Annotated in this window: 21 protein-coding genes and 1 tRNA gene; 18 read left to right on the top strand and 4 right to left on the bottom strand. The window is 43.2% G+C overall.

The window, feature by feature from the left end; genetic code table 11:
• Positions 1-2: 2 nt before the first annotated feature.
• From jag to rpmH, 3 genes are all read left to right on the top strand, one after another.
• A complete protein-coding gene (gene jag / locus I872_RS09250; RefSeq protein ID WP_015605828.1) occupies positions 3-1,025 on the top strand; it encodes an RNA-binding cell elongation regulator Jag/EloR in 1,023 nt (340 codons plus the stop codon).
• A gap of 50 nt (positions 1,026-1,075) precedes the next feature.
• A complete protein-coding gene (locus I872_RS09245; RefSeq protein WP_015605827.1) occupies positions 1,076-1,708 on the top strand; it encodes a hypothetical protein in 633 nt (210 codons plus the stop codon).
• 139 nt (positions 1,709-1,847) lie between these two features.
• Positions 1,848-1,982: a 50S ribosomal protein L34 gene (gene rpmH, locus I872_RS09240; protein WP_000831905.1), complete on the top strand. Its 135-nt coding sequence runs from the start codon at positions 1,848-1,850 to the stop codon at positions 1,980-1,982.
• Between the two features lie 423 nt (positions 1,983-2,405).
• Here rpmH and I872_RS09235 read toward each other — a convergent pair whose 3' ends face one another.
• Genes I872_RS09235 through I872_RS09225 form a run of 3 tightly spaced genes read right to left on the bottom strand, consistent with a single transcriptional unit; the run spans position 2,406 to position 4,530 of the window.
• Positions 2,406-3,824 carry a DUF4153 domain-containing protein gene (locus I872_RS09235; protein ID WP_015605826.1) on the bottom strand — a complete coding sequence of 473 codons (1,419 nt, stop codon included), beginning with the start codon at positions 3,822-3,824 and terminating at the stop codon, positions 2,406-2,408.
• A 2-nt stretch (positions 3,825-3,826) separates the two neighbouring features.
• Positions 3,827-4,045 carry a helix-turn-helix domain-containing protein gene (locus tag I872_RS09230; protein WP_005591644.1) on the bottom strand — a complete coding sequence of 73 codons (219 nt, stop codon included), beginning with the start codon at positions 4,043-4,045 and terminating at the stop codon, positions 3,827-3,829.
• 8 nt (positions 4,046-4,053) lie between these two features.
• Positions 4,054-4,530 (bottom strand): DUF2975 domain-containing protein, encoded by a 477-nt coding sequence (locus I872_RS09225; protein ID WP_041826919.1) that lies wholly within the window; start codon positions 4,528-4,530, stop codon positions 4,054-4,056.
• Positions 4,531-4,762: 232 nt separating this feature from the next.
• Between I872_RS09225 and I872_RS09220 the strand changes: the two genes are divergently transcribed.
• The 5 genes from I872_RS09220 to rsmA are packed head-to-tail and all read left to right on the top strand — an operon-like array spanning position 4,763 to position 8,286.
• Positions 4,763-5,551 (top strand): TatD family hydrolase, encoded by a 789-nt coding sequence (locus I872_RS09220; protein ID WP_015605824.1) that lies wholly within the window; start codon positions 4,763-4,765, stop codon positions 5,549-5,551.
• Between the two features lie 4 nt (positions 5,552-5,555).
• The gene (locus I872_RS12040) at positions 5,556-6,029 is read left to right on the top strand and encodes a hypothetical protein (RefSeq protein ID WP_015605823.1); all 474 of its coding nucleotides are present in this window, start codon (positions 5,556-5,558) and stop codon (positions 6,027-6,029) included.
• Between the two features lie 14 nt (positions 6,030-6,043).
• Positions 6,044-6,637, top strand: a complete 594-nt coding sequence (gene rnmV, locus I872_RS09210; RefSeq protein ID WP_015605822.1) for a ribonuclease M5 — start codon at positions 6,044-6,046, stop codon at positions 6,635-6,637.
• Positions 6,638-6,657: 20 nt separating this feature from the next.
• Complete coding sequence (locus I872_RS10695) at positions 6,658-7,386, top strand: DNA/RNA non-specific endonuclease (protein ID WP_145980504.1); 729 nt, start codon at positions 6,658-6,660, stop codon at positions 7,384-7,386.
• A 27-nt stretch (positions 7,387-7,413) separates the two neighbouring features.
• Positions 7,414-8,286: a 16S rRNA (adenine(1518)-N(6)/adenine(1519)-N(6))-dimethyltransferase RsmA gene (gene rsmA / locus I872_RS09200; RefSeq protein ID WP_015605820.1), complete on the top strand. Its 873-nt coding sequence runs from the start codon at positions 7,414-7,416 to the stop codon at positions 8,284-8,286.
• A gap of 117 nt (positions 8,287-8,403) precedes the next feature.
• On the opposite strand, the gene I872_RS09195 is transcribed toward rsmA, so the two are convergent.
• Positions 8,404-8,486: transfer RNA gene (locus tag I872_RS09195), tRNA-Leu, on the bottom strand.
• A gap of 98 nt (positions 8,487-8,584) precedes the next feature.
• On the opposite strand from I872_RS09195, the gene rsgA reads away from it, so the two are divergent.
• From rsgA to fusA, 10 genes are all read left to right on the top strand, one after another.
• Positions 8,585-9,463: a ribosome small subunit-dependent GTPase A gene (gene rsgA, locus I872_RS09190; protein ID WP_015605819.1), complete on the top strand. Its 879-nt coding sequence runs from the start codon at positions 8,585-8,587 to the stop codon at positions 9,461-9,463.
• A gap of 14 nt (positions 9,464-9,477) precedes the next feature.
• Positions 9,478-10,137, top strand: coding sequence for a ribulose-phosphate 3-epimerase (gene rpe, locus I872_RS09185; protein ID WP_015605818.1), 660 nt, complete (start codon positions 9,478-9,480; stop codon positions 10,135-10,137).
• On the top strand, positions 10,130-10,762 hold the full coding sequence (locus tag I872_RS09180) for a thiamine diphosphokinase (RefSeq protein ID WP_015605817.1): 633 nt from the start codon (positions 10,130-10,132) through the stop codon (positions 10,760-10,762). The genes rpe and I872_RS09180 overlap by 8 nt, the downstream gene beginning before the upstream one ends.
• A 1-nt stretch (position 10,763) precedes the next feature.
• The gene (locus I872_RS09175) at positions 10,764-12,020 is read left to right on the top strand and encodes a DNA recombination protein RmuC (protein ID WP_015605816.1); all 1,257 of its coding nucleotides are present in this window, start codon (positions 10,764-10,766) and stop codon (positions 12,018-12,020) included.
• Positions 12,010-12,954: a 3'-5' exoribonuclease YhaM family protein gene (locus tag I872_RS09170; protein WP_015605815.1), complete on the top strand. Its 945-nt coding sequence runs from the start codon at positions 12,010-12,012 to the stop codon at positions 12,952-12,954. Before I872_RS09175 ends, I872_RS09170 begins: the two co-directional genes overlap by 11 nt.
• Positions 12,955-13,153: 199 nt before the next feature.
• Positions 13,154-13,969: a pur operon repressor gene (gene purR / locus I872_RS09165; RefSeq protein ID WP_015605814.1), complete on the top strand. Its 816-nt coding sequence runs from the start codon at positions 13,154-13,156 to the stop codon at positions 13,967-13,969.
• Between the two features lie 15 nt (positions 13,970-13,984).
• Entirely contained in the window at positions 13,985-14,602 is a 618-nt protein-coding gene (locus I872_RS09160; RefSeq protein ID WP_015605813.1) for a hypothetical protein, read from the top strand.
• A gap of 303 nt (positions 14,603-14,905) precedes the next feature.
• On the top strand, positions 14,906-15,319 hold the full coding sequence (gene rpsL, locus I872_RS09155; protein WP_005591658.1) for a 30S ribosomal protein S12: 414 nt from the start codon (positions 14,906-14,908) through the stop codon (positions 15,317-15,319).
• A 19-nt stretch (positions 15,320-15,338) separates the two neighbouring features.
• The gene (gene rpsG, locus I872_RS09150; protein ID WP_005591659.1) at positions 15,339-15,809 is read left to right on the top strand and encodes a 30S ribosomal protein S7; all 471 of its coding nucleotides are present in this window, start codon (positions 15,339-15,341) and stop codon (positions 15,807-15,809) included.
• 385 nt (positions 15,810-16,194) lie between these two features.
• Positions 16,195-18,273: an elongation factor G gene (gene fusA / locus I872_RS09145; protein WP_015605812.1), complete on the top strand. Its 2,079-nt coding sequence runs from the start codon at positions 16,195-16,197 to the stop codon at positions 18,271-18,273.
• Positions 18,274-18,317: the final 44 nt, after the last annotated feature.

Genomic DNA, 18,317 nt, shown 5'->3' with positions numbered 1-18,317 from the left:
AGATGGTTATTTTTACAGGAGCAAGTGTTGAAGAAGCGATTCAAAATGGACTAAAAACGCTGGATATTCCACGAATGAGAGCACATATTACCGTTGTTTCGCGTGAAAAGAAAGGTTTTCTCGGTTTGTTTGGCAAGAAGCCTGCCCAGGTAGATGTGGAGCCGATTGCTGAAGCGACAGTGACCAAGGCTAATCAGCAGGCAATTAAAGGAGTGCCTGAGGAAATCAATGCGCAAAATGAGCCTGTACAGAGCGTTAGTGAAGCAACGGTTGACTTGGGACGTGTGGTTGCAGCCATCAAAAAAGTCGAAAATGAAGGCGAAGCTATTTCAGAAGAGGTCAAGGCTGAAATTCTCAAAAACGATAAGCATGCGACTACGATTTTGGAAGAAACGGGCACAATTGATGTTTTAAAGGCCGATCAAGCTAGTGATGAAGCGGTGGATACGGAAGAAACTGACGAAATCAGCTCTTTAGAAGAAACAGGGCCTAGTCAGGAAGAAGCAAGTGCGGATGTAGCAGAGTCATCCTTCTTTGACTTGGGTATTCAGGTTGAGGATAATTGTGATATTGAGGAAGTTGTCGCAAGTGTGACCGCGTATGTGCAGAAGATTGTGGATGAAATGGATGTTGAAGCGACTCTTTCCAGCAGCCATAATCGTCGGACAATCAATATGCAAATTGATACCAATGAGCCAGGGCGCGTGATTGGTTACCACGGTAAAGTCTTGAAAGCCTTGCAGCTCTTGGCTCAAAACTATCTTTACAATCAATATTCCAAGAGCTTCTACATTTCTATCAATGTAAATGACTATGTGGAGCATCGGGCGGAAGTCTTGCAAAGCTATGCGCAAAAATTGGCTCAGCGTGCCCTAGAAGACCGTCGCAGTCAGCATACGGATCCTATGTCTAATAGTGAACGTAAAATCATCCATCGGATTATCTCAAGAATTGATGGTGTGACAAGCTATTCAGAAGGCGATGAGCCTAACCGCTACGTTGTTGTAGATGTTGATTCGGAATAAATCTTAACCAGCCTCTCAGCTGGTTTTTAAATATAGAAAGGAGAAATTCTATGTCACTTTTTCCAGCTATTGAGTCATTTTTGGCTGTTCAAGGCAGCAAATACATTGCGCCAGACAAGGCAGGGGATCTGCGAGAGATAATGTTGGATTGGAAAGCTAGAGGTCAGGCTGCTCGGCAGGAGTTTGCAGACTTGGTCCGAGACTTTCAGGCTCTTTATCCCAAGCTGAGTCTGGAGCGAACCAGCAATTGGATGAATCAGGGTCAGATCTTACGCCCACATTTTTGGAATTATCTAAGAGGCTATGGGGACATCACAGAGCCTATGTTTGCCCTGCGTTTGTATGGGACTGCAGAAGATTTTGGGATCTCGCTAGAGGTGAGCTTCATGGAGCGCAAGAAAGACGAGCACAGCCTTAGCAAGCAAAATCGGGTGTTGAATCTACCCATTCAACCGCCAGCTTACTATTTTGCCCAGATAGATGGTGTGAGTCAACGCTTCGACGCTACGGAGGAAAATAGGCAGCATCTAAGCCAGCAGGTGGCTACAGGATTAGTCCGCAAGGTTTTGGTTAAATATGATGTCAATCTTTCCGAGGCTACGAGCAAGCAGCAAGTTTTATCGGAGCTTGAGCAGGCTATGACAGCCTTGATTCCCTTCTATGAAGCGACACGATTTGAATGATTTCGCTTCCAAAAAGAAACAATTAGTCCAATACTATTGACAAACAGGAGAGAATCCGATAGAATAGTAAAGTATGTTTAGTAACTGATCACTTTATAGCCGGCTAAACGAATACAAAATCTATGAGGAGGTATTCATCGTGAAACGTACTTATCAACCAAGTAAACTTCGTCGTGCGCGCAAACACGGATTCCGTAACCGTATGTCAACTAAAAACGGTCGTCGCGTATTGGCAGCTCGTCGTCGTAAAGGACGCAAAGTTTTGGCTGCATAATCCAAACGATTACCATAAAGAAACCAGTGGAGACTCGAGACCGCTGGTTTTTCTATTGTACTTGATAGAATAGGCTTCTATGGTTTAAGGGTGGCTAGTATTGCTATGAAGGAGTCCATGCAGAATAGGAACTTTACATGAAATGGAAGGTAAACGGGCTAGTCTAGGTGGTTTCTAGGTGTATCTTATCTAGTTTGAATAAAAGAAAAGAAGAGTGGGACAGAAATCGGTAATTCGTTAGAATTCGATTTCGTCATCCCACCTCCGCACAGTTGAGTAGGGCTGTAAAAGCTGATGAAATCAGCGTAGTAGAGCCCACTCAACCACTGCGTCTGCTCGACAATCCAAAGACAATTGAGAGGCTAGGACTTTTGTCCCAGCCTTCTTTTTGATAATTATATTGGCATATAAGTATGCTCTCTATCAAGCAGCTAAGAGCAGAGGATAGAGATAGCAAAGCAGCGTGAAACTAATAAGGGCGTAGAAGATACCGATTCGGATCGCTTGGATGGGCTTGTAGAAGCGAATCAGGGTCAGAATACACCAGACCAGTAGAACGAGGATAAACCAAGCGGAGATCAGGCGCAATGGTGTTGGACCGTAGAGATAGATGTAGATGCCAAAGAGTTTCCAGCCGGCAAGCAAGGCCAATAAAAAGGCGAAAATAAAGAGGACAGTGCTGGCTAGACGAGTACCTTTCTGGTCCCAGAGAGGTTTTTGGGCCAGCAAATAAAAGGCGGCTAGTACAGCGAAATTTAGAAGTGATACACGAACAAGCTGCCAGAAACCAGCAACAGCAACAGTTGAGGCATTTTGTGGAGAAATGGTTTGGAGGCTAGTGCCAGCACTAAGGAGTTCGCTTAATTCTCCTAAACCAACGAGGAAAAAGAGAGCGTAGGTCAGGCAGAGGCTGCCGATGATGATATAGGCTGTAAAAGCAGGAAACATTCGCAGTGGCTGAATTTTATTTTGGAAGCTTTGATAGGTAACTTTGATATCTTTTTGATTCAGTAAGCTGCCAATAATCAGACTGTAGAGATAGAGGCCAATAGGTAGGGCCAAGAAGAGGCGAAGAGCGATGGCGTCTGTATCAAGATTTGAAAAGATCAAGTCAAAGAAAAGATGCAAGGCATCAGCTGTATCACTAAAGAAAAGAGCAAATCTATCAGAGACTTGGCTGAGTTGTGACCAAACGAAGAAGACAAGCATACCAGCAATAAGAAGGCTGCTTGCGATCATCGTACTTTGGAGAGCTTTTTTCGAAGAATCGCCGTCTTCAGTGGTTGCATCTGAAGCCTTATCACTCAGAGCAAAGACTTGAAGACCAGCGAAAAAGTTTCTAAAAGGTAGAATCACAAAGGCCTGAATGCTATCGTACCAAACCATGATTCCCAAGCGGCCTTGATTGAGCCACCCCGTCCGTGACAGGATATAAAAAGAAAAGGAGATGTGGAGAGCCAAAGTCTGAAAAATTTCTAATTGTGGGTGAAAGCCCCAGATACTGAGTGCCAGTGCCTGAGTCAGGCTGAGAATCAGGAAAAGCTTGGACTCGAGCCCAATAGAAGCATCTTTTTCAATTTGAGGCAAGCTTTTCGGCGTTTTTCTTACTAACCACTCGGTCAGGCTAATCAAACCAATCGCAATAGGAAAAAAGTAAATGCTTTTGTTGCCGTCAATGGCAACTGTATAAAAGTAGGCCAAGAAATAGAGAATGAGAGAGCTGATTCTAAAATTCTTCAGTTCCTGTATGTTTAAAGCTGAGAAGATGCTTTTTCGCTCTTCGCCTTTTTCAAAAGGAAGGTAGGGTTGCCCCGTCCTTTGTTCTTGTAATGGTGTTTCCATGATTATTCCTCCTCAGTTTCATCTGTGATATATTCAAGAATATCGCCGGGCTGGCAGTCCAATTCCCGACAAAGGGCATTAAGTGTTGAAAAGCGTATTGCCTTGGCTCGGTTATTTTTCAAGATGGACAAGTTGGCAGGGGTGAGGTCAATCAATTCTGCTAAGCGTCCAGCACTAATCCGTTTTTGAGCCATGACAAGGTCTAAATTTATCTGAATCATAGTCCCTCCTAAATCGTGTAGTCTACTTCTTCTTGCAGCTCAATGGCCTTGCCAAAAGCATTGCGGATAACCCGAATAATCAAGGTTAAAATGCAGCAAGAAACGGCTACGAGGAGCATGGGCATATAGACTGTCAAGCCCATAAAGAAAGAAATGAGGGCGACCATTCCAACTTCCCAGCCCAGATAGCGCATATACTGTACATTCTGTCTGATAAAGACCTGATTTTTCCCGATACGGCTAAGGAGCCGATAGAGATGCACGATACAGGTCAGAGCCAGGCAGCCTAAGACATAGCCTAGAAGCAACAGTATCCAATAGCGACTTTCTCCCTGAAAGAAAGGGGAAGGAAACTCGATGACCAGGCTGACCACCCAAGGTCCGATGGCTATCAGGACAATGGAAGCAATAAATAAAATGCTGAGGCTGATTTTTGTAAGGACAATGCTTATATCTTCAGCTGTTTTTTGTCTTGTCTTTGACATGGATTCCTCCAAATAATTTCTATTTTTATTTACTATATCACAAAATATATCGATAATCAATAACAAAATATCGAAAAATAATAAAAAATTATCAAAAACAGTAAAAGTATTTTTGATAGGCGCTAAAAAAATAACAAATACCCGCTGGAATAGATGGAGAGAAAGTAAAGCTCTTGCCCCTTTATCTGACTTTTTGGTATAATGAAAGGCAGGAAACACAAGGAAGTAAAGCATGAAGATTTTTGATACACACACGCATTTAAATGTGGAAGAATTTGCTGGTCGAGAGGTAGAGGAGCTCCAACTAGCTGCAGAACTGGGTGTTAGCAATATGAATGTTGTCGGTTTTGACCGGCCGACCATTGAGCGCGCCTTGGAGTTGGCAGATAGTTATGAGCAGATTTACGCTACGATTGGCTGGCATCCGACTGAGGCTGGGACTTATGATGAGGCAGTGGAAGCCTATCTGCTGGGCAAGCTTGCTCATCCAAAAGTGGTGGCTCTGGGCGAGATTGGGCTGGATTATCACTGGATGACAGCGCCCAAGGAAGTGCAAGAGCGAGTATTTCGCCGACAAATCCAGCTGTCGAAAGAGTTAGATCTGCCCTTTGTCGTCCACACACGTGATGCTTTAGAAGATACTTATGAGATTATCAAGAGTGAGGGTGTAGGCCCTCGAGGTGGTATTATGCATTCTTATTCGGGTTCTTTGGAAATGGCAGAGCGCTTTATCGAGTTGGGGATGATGATCTCCTTTTCTGGAGTCGTCACCTTTAAAAAAGCGACGGATATTCAAGAAGCTGCGCAGAACCTGCCTTTGGACAAAATCCTCGTCGAGACGGATGCACCTTACCTAGCGCCTGTTCCCAAACGTGGCCGAGAAAACAAAACAGCCTATACTCGCTATGTGGTAGAGAAAATTGCTGAGCTTCGTGGACTGACTGTTGAAGAAATAGCGAAAGCTACCTATGATAATGCAAAGAGTTTATTTGGTCTGAGCGACCTAGTTGAACAGGAGTGAACGATTGTCTGATATACAGAATAATGATAAAAATTATTTTAGAGGTATTTCCGATGATTTGATGGCAAGGATTAATAAAACATCAACTATTGCGTTCAATGATTTACTTCAAGAAATGAATTTATGTGAGATTTTGATTTCTCCTCTCACTTTTGAATTACTTGGATACAGTTTGAAAAATCTGCCAGATACAATCTGCCTCTTAAATGAATTAGGAGAAATCAATTATGAAGATAATCTAATATCAGAAAAAAATTTGCTGAATTTTTTCAAATATTTAATCATCAATGTTCCTGAATTAGAGGTACGATTTCAGAAATTATGTCAAAAAATTAAAGAGAGGCAGCCGCTTATTTATTCTTTAAAAGGGGAAAATGGGGAACTCTTGTTTTTGGAATCAGGTGCCGTGACTGGCAGTGTTCGCTTGTTGGTTTTTCCAGAAGAAATCGTTCTTTTAACTTTGTCAGGTTATGATTAAAATGGAGTACGATAGTGATAAATAGAATAAAAATTTCCCAAGTCATCGTGGTTGAAGGTCGCGATGATACGGCCAATCTCAAGCGTTACTTTGACGTGGAAACATATGAGACACGAGGTTCCGCAATAAATGACCAGGATATAGAACGCATTCAGCGCCTGCATGATTTGCATGGAGTTATTGTCTTTACCGATCCAGATTTTAATGGGGAGCGGATTCGTCGCATGATTATGACGGCCATTCCAACGGTACAACATGCCTTTCTCAAGCGAGATGAGGCTGTTCCCAAATCTAAGTCCAAGGGACGTTCTTTGGGAATCGAACACGCCAGCTATGAAGATATAAAAACAGCGCTGGCTCAGGTGACAGAGCAATTTGAAAACGAGAACGAGTTTGATATCAGTCGTGGTGACTTGATTCGCCTAGGTTTCTTAGCGGGAGCAGACAGCCGTAGACGCCGAGAGTATCTAGGCGAACAGCTCCGCATCGGCTATTCTAATGGCAAACAACTGCTCAAACGGCTGGAACTGTTTGGCGTAACTTTGGCGGAAGTGGAAGAAGTGATGGAGAGGTATAATAAGGATTCAAAACATAAGGAAGCACATTAGCATAGAAAGGTGTCTTGCAGTTGGATATTGACGAAGATTTAAATGATAGATTATCCAAATTAGATTTTAAAAAAGTTAGATTTCTAAATTTGTTAGAAAAATTTAAGGCTGATTTCATGACTGATACTTTTTTCTCAAATAGCTCGTTTAAACAAGGAGAGCCAGAATTTGATGGATTTGAGAGCTGTCCAGTTAAGAGAATCCGAGGTGCTCGAATTGTGTTGACAAAAGAATTCGTAAAACAAACAAAGAATGAACGGATTGATAGAGAACTCCAAATAGGTAAAAGAGAAGACAGAGTATCAAGGGCAAAATCGCCAGGGTATAGAAATATAAAAATAGAACAAGGTAATTATTTTTATAATAGGTGTCATTTAATTGCTTATCAATTTGTAAATAAGAAGGCAATATATGGGCAATTTTTTACCGGAACTCGTTATTTAAATGATGATAGAGATTTTGGGGATGAAGTATCGATGTTACATTTTGAGGATAGAGTTTGGGAATGGCTTAACGAAGTTCCTGAAATGCGTGTATATTATCAGGTGACTCCAGTTTATAGAGAAAACGAAGTGATTCCGCGAGGAGTAAGGATGACTGCTGTAGGATTTGATGAAGCACATGTTCCTATGGAAGTTAATGGTAAAGGCTATTATTTTGATATTTATATTTATAACGTTTATCCTGGCTACGAAATTAATTACTCTACTGGGGATACTTCTAAAATAAACTCAGGAAGACAAGGGTAAGTAAAAAAGAAATAGAAAGAAAGATATATGAGAATTGCAGATTATAGTGTGACCCGTGCCATTCTGGAGCGTCACGGTTTCACTTTTAAAAAATCTTTCGGTCAGAATTTCCTGACGGATACCAACATCCTCCAGAAGATTGTGGATACAGCTGAGATTGACAAAAATGTCAATGTCATTGAAATTGGTCCCGGTATTGGGGCTTTGACAGAGTTTTTGGCGGAAAGTGCCGCAGAGGTCATGGCCTTTGAGATTGATGAGCGTCTGGTGCCCATTTTGGCGGATACTCTGCGCGATTTTGACAATGTGACTGTGGTCAATCAGGATATTCTCAAGGTTGATCTGGCTCAGTACATAGCAGAGTTTAAAAATCCAGACCTGCCTATCAAGGTAGTGGCGAATCTGCCCTACTATATCACGACGCCTATTCTTATGCATTTGATTGAGAGCGGGATTCCTTTTAGTGAGTTTGTCGTTATGATGCAGAGGGAAGTGGCAGATCGTATCTCTGCTCAACCAAATACCAAGGCATATGGTAGCTTGTCGATTGCCGTGCAGTATTACATGACTGCCAAGGTTGCCTTCATCGTGCCGCGGACAGTCTTTGTGCCAGCACCAAATGTGGATTCGGCCATTCTCAAGATGGTACGCAGAGACCAGCCTGCAGTTGAAGTCCAAGACGAGAAATTCTTTTTCAAGGTTTCCAAGGTTAGCTTTGTCCACCGTCGCAAGACGCTCTGGAACAATCTGACCAGTCATTTTGGGAAGTCAGAGGAGACCAAGGCTAAGCTAACAGCTGCTTTAGAGCAAGCTGAATTGTCTCCAAGTGTTCGGGGGGAAGCCTTGACTTTGGCAGATTTTGCCCGTCTGGCGGATGCCTTGAAGGAACAAGGATTATAAGATGATGAAAACCAGCCCTTTTCAAAAAGGTCTGGTTTTTTGAAATAAATTTCACGAGGTTTCCATAATTTTTCAAAAGAAAAACTCTTGTCAACTTGGACAAGAGTTCCTGTTCGATGCGGAGGAAGGGATTTGAACCCTCACACCCGTACGGGCACATGCGCCTGAAGCATGCGTGTCTGCCGTTCCACCACCTCCGCTTGCTTTTTATTATAACATATTTTTCGAAAATGCCAATAGTAAAAGCCAAATATATGTTTTTTGATATAATAATTGTATTAACTTTAAAGGAGCAGTCTTGCAAGGAATAATTATCAAAGCCTTGGCTGGCTTTTATTATGTAGAGTCAGATGGGCAGGTGTATCAGACGAGAGCGCGTGGAAATTTCCGCAAAAAAGGTCAGACGCCTTATGTTGGTGACCATGTCGAATTTTCAGCGGACAAGGATTCTGAAGGCTACATTTTAAAAATCGCCGAGCGTAAAAATAGTTTGGTGCGGCCACCCATTGTAAACATTGATCAGGCAGTTGTCATCATGAGTGCCAAGGAGCCGGACTTCAATGCTAATCTCTTGGATCGTTTTTTGGTGCTTTTGGAGCATAAGCGGATCCATCCTATTATCTACATCAGCAAGTTAGACCTGCTTGAAGATGAGCAGAGCTTGGATGTCTATGTACAGGCCTATCAGGCCATCGGCTATGAGGTCGTTAAAACCACTGAGGAGTTACTGCCACTTCTGACAGGGAAAATCACTGTTTTCATGGGTCAGACCGGTGTTGGAAAGTCCACCCTGCTCAATAAAATAGCACCAGACTTGCAATTAGAAACAGGAGAAATTTCTGAAAGTCTGGGGCGGGGGCGTCATACGACACGAGCGGTTAGCTTTTATAACCTGAATGGCGGAAAGATTGCGGACACTCCGGGCTTTTCTTCCTTAGACTATGAAGTAGACAAGGCAGAAGATCTGAATGGAGCCTTTCCAGAAATTGCCGAAATCAGTCGGGACTGCAAATTCCGAACTTGTACCCATACGCACGAGCCGGCTTGTGCTGTCAAACCAGCCGTAGAAGACGAGCGAATTGCTGCTTTTCGTTTTGAAAATTACCTGCAATTTCTCAGTGAAATCGAGAACCGTCGTGAAACCTATAAAAAGACAGCTAAAAAACTTCCTAAATAAAGAAAGGAACTATCATGAAAACATTTAAAATTGCTCCCTCTGTTCTGAGTGCGGACTATGCTAATTTTGAGACTGAGTTGAAAAAGCTAGAAGCTAGCGGAGCAGAGTATGCCCATTTGGATGTCATGGATGGCCATTTTGTCCCTAATATCAGCTTTGGAGCTGGGGTTGTGGCCAGTATGCGTCCCCACAGCAAGATGGTTTTTGATTGCCATCTCATGGTGTCCAATCCTGAGCATCATATTGAGGACTTTGCTCGGGCAGGTGCAGATATTATCAGCATCCATGTGGAAGCGACACCGCATATTCATGGGGCTCTGCAGAAGATTCGTGCGGCAGGTGTCAAACCTAGCGTTGCTATCAATCCTGGAACACCAGTTGAAGCGATAAAAAATGTTTTGAATCTAGTGGATCAGGTCCTAGTCATGACAGTCAATCCAGGTTTTGGTGGTCAGGCATTTCTCCCCGAAACCATGGGTAAGATTCGTGAACTAGTCGCTCTGCGAGAAGCTAATCATCTAAACTTTGATATTGAGGTTGACGGAGGGATTGACGATAAGACGATTCAGATGGCTAGAGAAGCTGGCGCTAATGTTTTCGTAACAGGCAGCTATGTCTTCAAAGGTGATGTCGGTCATCAAGTGCAGACCTTGAGGGATGCGTTAGATGACTAGAATTGCTCTGTTTGCTGGCGGTGATTTGACTGCGGTCAATCGAGATTTTGATGTTTTTGTCGGAGTTGATCGTGGTGCCTTTTATTTGCTAAAGCAGGGATTGCCTCTGGACTTAGCGATTGGCGATTTTGACTCTGTTTCCGATGAAGAATTGCTGCGCATAAAAGCTAGCGCCAAGGAAGTCATTCAGGCTCAGCCTGAAAAGGATGATACGGACTTGGAATTGGCTGTTCTGGCTTGCCTTGAGCGCTATTCAGATGCTTATCTGACGATTTTCGGCGCCTTTGGCGGTCGTCTAGACCATGCTCTGGCCAATGTTTTTTTGCCCAGCAATGATAAAATCGCTCCCTATATGGAGCAGCTGACTTTAGTGGATGCCCAGAATTGCATCCGCTATGTGCCCTCTGGTCGTCATGAAATTAAGCCAGTGGAAGGCATGGACTATCTGGCCTTTCTGCCGACAGAGGATGTGGCTCTGACCATTGAAGGAGCCAAATATCCTTTGAATGAAAGGAATTTTTTCTTTAAAAAAGTCTATGCTTCTAACGAATTTATAGATAGACCTGTATTTTTATCCTTTGACAAGGGTTATACGGTTGTTATTTACAGTAAAGATAGGAGTTGATATGGAGTATATCATCATCATCCTGCTTATCATCAATCTGGTCTTTCTCTATTTCTTCTGGCAGAGGCAGGGGCAGCAGGAGCAGGCAATCAAAGTCTTGCTAGAAGAGCAGGAGGATCACTTGTCTGACCAGCTGGATTACCGTTTTGAGCAAGAAAGACAGCAGGAGGCTCTTCGGCAAAAAGAGTTGGAACTTGTTCTGGGAGATCGGCTAGCCGAAGTTCGAACAGATTTGCACCTTCATTTGACGGATTTGCGAACCGAAATGGCGGATAGTTTCAGCAAAAATCGAGATAAAACCGATGAGCGAATGCGTCAGATTCAGGAGTCCAATGACCTGCGGCTGGAGCAGATGCGCCAGACCGTTGAGGAAAAATTGGAGAAGACTTTGCAGAATCGCCTGCAGACCTCCTTTGAGACGGTATCCAAGCAGCTAGAATCTGTCAATCGTGGTTTGGGAGAGATGCAGACTGTGGCTCGGGATGTGGGCAGCCTCAATAAGGTTCTTTCCAATACCAAAACCCGCGGCATTATGGGCGAGCTCCAGCTGGGACAAATTATCGAAGACATCATGACACCCAGTCAGTATGAGCGGGAATTTGCCACAGTAGCAGGTTCTAGTGAGCGCGTGGAGTATGCCATCAAATTGCCGGGACAGACGGAGCAGGACTATGTCTACCTGCCCATCGATTCCAAGTTTCCTCTGGCGGATTACTACCGCTTGGAAGAGGCTTATGAGTCTGGCAATAAGGAAGAAATTGAACTTTACCGTAAGTCGCTGTTGGCTAGCGTCAAGCGCTTTGCCAAGGATATCAACAGCAAATACCTAGCTCCGCCAGCTACGACTAATTTTGGGATTATGTTTTTGCCAACGGAAGGTCTCTATTCCGAAGTGGTTCGCAATCCAGAGTTTTTCGACGGCCTGCGGCGAGATGAGCAGATTGTCGTGGCGGGTCCATCTACCTTGTCAGCCCTACTTAATTCTCTCTCAGTTGGCTTTAAAACCCTGAACATCCAGCGTAGCGCAGATGACATCAGCAAGGTTCTGGGCAGTGTCAAGCTGGAATTCAACAAATTTGGCGGCATTCTAGCCAAGGCCCAGAAGCACCTGAAGAACGCTTCTGGCAGCATCGATGAGCTACTGACTCGCCGAACCAATGCCATTGAAAGAACGCTGCGACACATTGAATTGTCTGACCAAGACCTTCAGTTACACTTGCTAGATATTCCAGATGAAAGGGAAGACTATGAAAATTAATCAAATGAAAAAGGATGAACTGTTTGAAGGATTTTATCTGATTAAGTCAGCCGAAGTCCGCCAGACCAGAGCTGGGAAAAATTACCTCGCCTTCACTTTCCAAGATGACACTGGAGTGATTGAGGGGAAATTGTGGGATGCCCAGCCCCATAATGTGGCCGAATTTACAGCGGGGAAAGTCGTCCATATGCAAGGCCGACGCGAAGTCTACAATAACACCCCTCAGGTTAATCAGCTGACGCTACGCCTGCCAAAAGCCGGCGAGCCTAATAATCCTGCTGATTTCAAAGAAAAACCACCGGTTGATCAAAAAGAACTGAGGGAATACTTGGCGCAAATGATTTTCAAAATTGAAAATCAAGTCTGGCAGAGGGTTGTGCGCTCACTTTACAGCAAATACGATAAGGAATTTTATTCCTATCCAGCTGCGAAAACCAATCACCATGCTTTTGAGTCAGGTCTAGCCTTTCACACAGCGACCATGGTCAAACTAGCGGATGCGATTGGCGACATCTATCCTCAGCTCAATAAAAGCCTCCTTTTTGCAGGGATTATGCTGCACGACTTGGCCAAAGTCATTGAGCTGAGTGGCCCAGAAAATACGGAATACACCGTCCGAGGCAATTTGATTGGGCATATCGCACTGATTGATGAGGAACTGACTAAAACCTTGGCGGAGCTGAAAATCGACGACACCAAAGAAGATGTCATCGTTTTGCGCCACGTTCTTCTCAGTCACCACGGCCTTCTTGAATACGGCAGTCCCGTTCGTCCAAAGATCATGGAGGCCGAAATCCTGCACATGATTGACAATCTGGATGCCGAAATGATGATGATGACTACGGCTCTGTCTCTCGTTGCTCCAGGAGAAATGACCAATAAAATATTTGCGCTGGAAAATCGTTCCTTCTATAAACCAAAAATTGACAAGTGAAATACGAAAAATGGGCATTATATTTAGTATAATGTTCGTTTTTTTGATATAGTATGATATAATGAAAAAATAAAATAAATATTCAAAGAAATCACTCCAAACTTTGAAATCGAAAGAGCTGATTTGTGCTCTGTGTGAGAAAATTCTAGCTCATAGATTAGTTTGTGGCTGATTTTGATGGAGTCGAATTGGTGAAAAAATGAAATTAAGAAGAAGTGAGCGCATGGTGGTTATTTCCAATTACTTGATTAACCATCCTTACCAATTAACAAGTTTAAATACATTTGCAGAAAAATATGAATCTGCCAAGTCTTCTATTTCAGAAGACATCGTGATTATCAAACGTGCCTTTGAAGAAATTGAAATTGGTACGATTGAGACCATTACGGGTGCCGGAGGAGGTGTTGTCTTCACTCCTTCCATTTCAGAAGAAGATGCAAAAGTCATCGTTCAGGATCTCCGCGATCAACTATCTGAAAGCAATCGAATCCTGCCTGGCGGCTATATCTACTTGTCCGATTTGCTTAGTACGCCATCTATCCTCAATAATATCGGTCGCATCATTGCCAAAGCTTTCAAAGATCAAAAGATTGATGCGGTTATGACAGTTGCGACCAAGGGAGTTCCGCTTGCCAATGCTGTCGCGAATGTTTTGAATGTTCCCTTTGTCATTGTCCGTCGCGATTTGAAAATCACTGAGGGCTCAACAGTCAGTGTCAACTATGTCTCTGGCTCTAGTGGAGATCGGATTGAAAAAATGTTCCTCTCCAAACGTAGTCTCAAGGCTGGCAGTCGAGTGCTGATTGTCGATGACTTTCTTAAGGGAGGCGGAACGGTTAATGGGATGATTAGCCTTCTGTCTGAGTTTGATTCAGAGTTGGCAGGAGTGGCAGTCTTTGCAGACAATGCCCAAGCAAGTCGCGATCATCTAGATTACAAATCACTGTTGAAGGTGACCAATATCGATGTCAAATCAAATACAATAGATGTTGAGATTGGAAATATATTTGATTAACTTTAGGAAAGAGTCATGAGAAATATTTTTGATAAATTAGAGAGAAGTTCTATCTTTGTTCAGTCTGGAATTATATTGGTTCTAGTAGCCGTCTTGGTTTCTGGACTTTTGTTCTTGAAACCAGCCCAGAAGAATACGGGCTCCACTAAACCAGCCAGTTACAGTAGACGTCTAAGCTCTAGCAGCGCTCATTCTACAAATAAAGTATTATCAGAAGATAGTACGATTCAAGATGCTGAAGCTGCTGTTAAAAAGTCGGAAGAAGAACGAACGGATGAAAATGTGAATCAAGCGCAAGCAGCGGTTGATAAGGTAAAAGACGAGGAAGCCAAAGCTAAGTTCCAAGCTAGGATTCAAGCGGTGAAAGATGCAATGAAAACACCTGAAGAAGCTGCTGAATCTGAATCAGACCAGCAGCAGTCGTTCTCTCCTACGCCTGTTGCGCCAGTTTATCGAACACCTGCCATCTCAATCGAACCACGAATACAGCAACAAGAAAGTTTGACTCCTGCACCATCCTCTAGTCCAGAAGTTACCCCAAATCCATCTTCGGAGATACCAAGCCCGTCTTCAGATACTTCGGGCGCCTCTTCAAATACGGTGGTTCCTTCCCAGACTTCAAGTGAAAAATAAGATTGAATAGCTATTTTTGTTAGTATTTAAGTAATTATCAACAATCAGTTGTAGCATATTTTCAGATCTTTAAGATGATAATAATCAAGCAAAGGGTTGATTAAGAAGTGAAGATAAGCAAAAAATCAAGAAAACCTATTGACGAGGATATGCTTCTGTGTTATAATGATAGACGGTACTTTTTACTTTTGGTCTCTCAAAAGTGTACAGAGACGTGCTGACAAATGTTGCAAAAGTACACACAGATGGTAGCTGTCACCAAGTGTATCATCACCAAAATTAAAAAAATACAGGAGAATGTAGATGCCTACAATTAACCAATTGGTTCGCAAACCGCGTAAATCAAAAGTAGAAAAATCTAAATCACCAGCTTTGAACGTTGGTTACAACAGCCACAAAAAAGTTCAAACAAACGTATCTTCACCACAAAAACGTGGTGTTGCAACTCGTGTCGGAACTATGACACCTAAGAAGCCTAACTCAGCCCTTCGTAAATTTGCCCGTGTACGTTTGAGCAACTTGATCGAAGTTACAGCTTACATCCCAGGTATCGGACACAACTTGCAAGAGCACAGCGTGGTTCTTCTTCGTGGTGGACGTGTAAAAGACCTTCCAGGGGTACGTTACCATATCGTTCGTGGTGCACTTGATACAGCAGGTGTTACTGACCGTAAGCAAGGCCGTTCTAAATACGGTACTAAGCGTCCAAAAGCATAAGGAAAGGGGATAAAGATAAATGAGTCGTAAAAACCGTGCGCCTAAGCGCGAAGTATTGCCAGATCCGCTTTACAATTCACAATTAGTTACTCGTCTTATCAACCGCGTTATGCTTGATGGTAAGCGTGGTACAGCGGCTTCTATCGTTTACGGAGCTTTTGAGCAAATCAAAGAAGCTACTGGGAATGATGCACTTGAAGTATTTGAAACAGCGATGGAAAACATCATGCCTGTTCTTGAAGTACGTGCACGCCGTGTCGGTGGTTCAAACTACCAAGTACCGGTTGAAGTTCGTCCAGAACGTCGTACTACACTTGGCCTTCGTTGGTTGGTAACAATTTCACGTGGTCGTGGTGAACACACTATGCAAGATCGTCTTGCAAAAGAAATCATGGATGCTGCTAACAACACTGGTGCAGCAGTTAAGAAACGCGAAGATACTCACCGTATGGCAGAAGCTAACCGTGCCTTCGCACACTTCCGTTGGTAAGATTAAGATACTAAGGGCGTTAGAAAAGCGACTGAAAATTAGGAAGCTTGACAAAGAATCGAAGATTCTAGGAGAGCTTATCTATTTTCCGAGCTTTTAGCCCGGGTTCAATTATGATACCAAGAGCGCTAAAGGCGCAAGGCAAAAATAGGAAACTGATGCAGTGTTCTGTGAACACAAAGCGGTTTATCTTTTTTGCGTAGAGCCTCGCTCGGGTTCAAATTAGTTAAAACGATTAGTATTAGCTTCAATTCAACTTGTCATCTTGTAAGTTGGAACCAACTCTAACATGAAAAGATTGAGAACGGGTAGGTCCTGCCTATCCGTTTTTTCTAAATAATGTTATAATAGATTGTAAAATAAAATAATAGGAGAAAACAACCTCATGGCACGCGAATTTTCACTTGAAAAAACACGTAATATCGGTATCATGGCTCACGTCGATGCTGGTAAAACAACTACAACTGAGCGTATCCTTTACTACACTGGTAAAATTCACAAAATCGGTGAAACTCACGAAGGTGCATCACAGATGGACTGGATGGAGCAAGAGCAAGAACGTGGTATCACTATCACATCTGCTGCGACAACTGCTCAATGGAACAACCACCGCGTAAATATCATCGACACACCAGGACACGTGGACTTCACAATCGAAGTACAACGTTCTCTTCGTGTCTTGGATGGTGCGGTTACCGTTCTTGACTCACAATCAGGTGTTGAGCCTCAAACTGAAACAGTTTGGCGTCAAGCAACTGAGTACGGAGTTCCACGTATCGTATTTGCGAACAAAATGGACAAAATCGGTGCTGACTTCCTTTACTCAGTAAGCACTCTTCATGACCGTCTTCAAGCAAATGCACATCCAATCCAATTGCCAATCGGTTCTGAAGATGATTTCCGTGGTATCATTGACTTGATCAAGATGAAAGCTGAAATCTATACCAACGACCTTGGTACAGATATCTTGGAAGAAGATATTCCTGCTGAATACCTTGAACAAGCACAAGAATACCGTGAAAAATTGGTGGAAGCAGTTGCGGAAACTGATGAAGAATTGATGATGAAATACCTTGAAGGTGAAGAAATCACTAACGAAGAATTGAAAGCTGGTATCCGTAAAGCGACTATCAACGTTGAATTCTTCCCAGTATTGTGTGGTTCAGCCTTCAAGAACAAGGGTGTTCAATTGATGCTTGATGCAGTTATCGATTACTTGCCAAGCCCACTTGATATCCCAGCTATCAAAGGTATCAACCCAGATACAGATGAAGAAGAAACTCGCCCAGCGTCTGACGAAGAGCCATTTGCAGCTCTTGCCTTCAAGATCATGACTGACCCATTCGTAGGTCGTTTGACATTCTTCCGTGTTTACTCAGGTGTGCTTCAATCAGGTTCTTACGTATTGAACACTTCTAAAGGTAAACGTGAACGTATCGGACGTATCCTTCAAATGCACGCTAATAGCCGTCAAGAAATTGAAACTGTATATGCTGGTGATATCGCTGCTGCCGTAGGTTTGAAAGATACAACTACTGGTGACTCTTTGACAGATGAAAAGGCTAAAATCATCCTTGAGTCTATCAACGTTCCAGAACCAGTTATCCAATTGATGGTTGAGCCTAAATCTAAGGCTGACCAAGACAAGATGGGTATCGCCCTTCAAAAATTGGCTGAAGAAGATCCAACATTCCGCGTTGAAACAAACCCTGAAACTGGTGAAACAGTTATCTCTGGTATGGGTGAGCTTCACCTTGACGTCCTTGTTGACCGTATGCGTCGTGAGTTCAAGGTTGAAGCGAACGTAGGTGCTCCTCAAGTATCTTACCGTGAAACATTCCGTGCTTCTACTCAAGCACGTGGATTCTTCAAACGTCAGTCTGGTGGTAAAGGTCAATTTGGTGATGTATGGATTGAATTTACTCCAAACGAAGAAGGTAAAGGATTCGAATTCGAAAATGCAATCGTCGGTGGTGTGGTTCCTCGTGAATTTATCCCAGCGGTTGAAAAAGGTTTGGTAGAATCTATGGCTAACGGTGTTCTTGCAGGTTACCCAATGGTTGACGTTAAAGCTAAACTTTACGATGGTTCATACCACGATGTCGACTCATCTGAAACTGCCTTCAAGATCGCGGCTTCACTTGCATTGAAAGAAGCTGCTAAAACTGCACAACCAGCTATCCTTGAGCCAATGATGTTGGTAACAATCACTGTGCCTGAAGAAAACCTTGGTGACGTTATGGGTCACGTAACAGCTCGTCGTGGACGTGTAGATGGTATGGAAGCTCATGGTAACAGCCAAATCGTTCGTGCTTACGTTCCACTTGCTGAAATGTTCGGTTATGCAACAGTTCTTCGTTCAGCATCACAAGGACGCGGTACTTTCATGATGGTGTTTGACCACTACGAAGATGTACCTAAGTCAGTACAAGAAGAAATCATTAAGAAACACCGTGGTGAATAATTCACTGCATGACGCTCGCTTTTAGCGGGCGTTTTTTTATTATA

Origin of the sequence: Streptococcus cristatus AS 1.3089 (assembly GCF_000385925.1) — a bacterium.
In the GTDB taxonomy this organism is placed as follows: Bacteria; Bacillota; Bacilli; order Lactobacillales; family Streptococcaceae; genus Streptococcus; species Streptococcus cristatus_B.
Note: the sequence above shows the minus strand (reverse complement) of the source record. Positions and strands in the feature narration are given on the sequence as shown.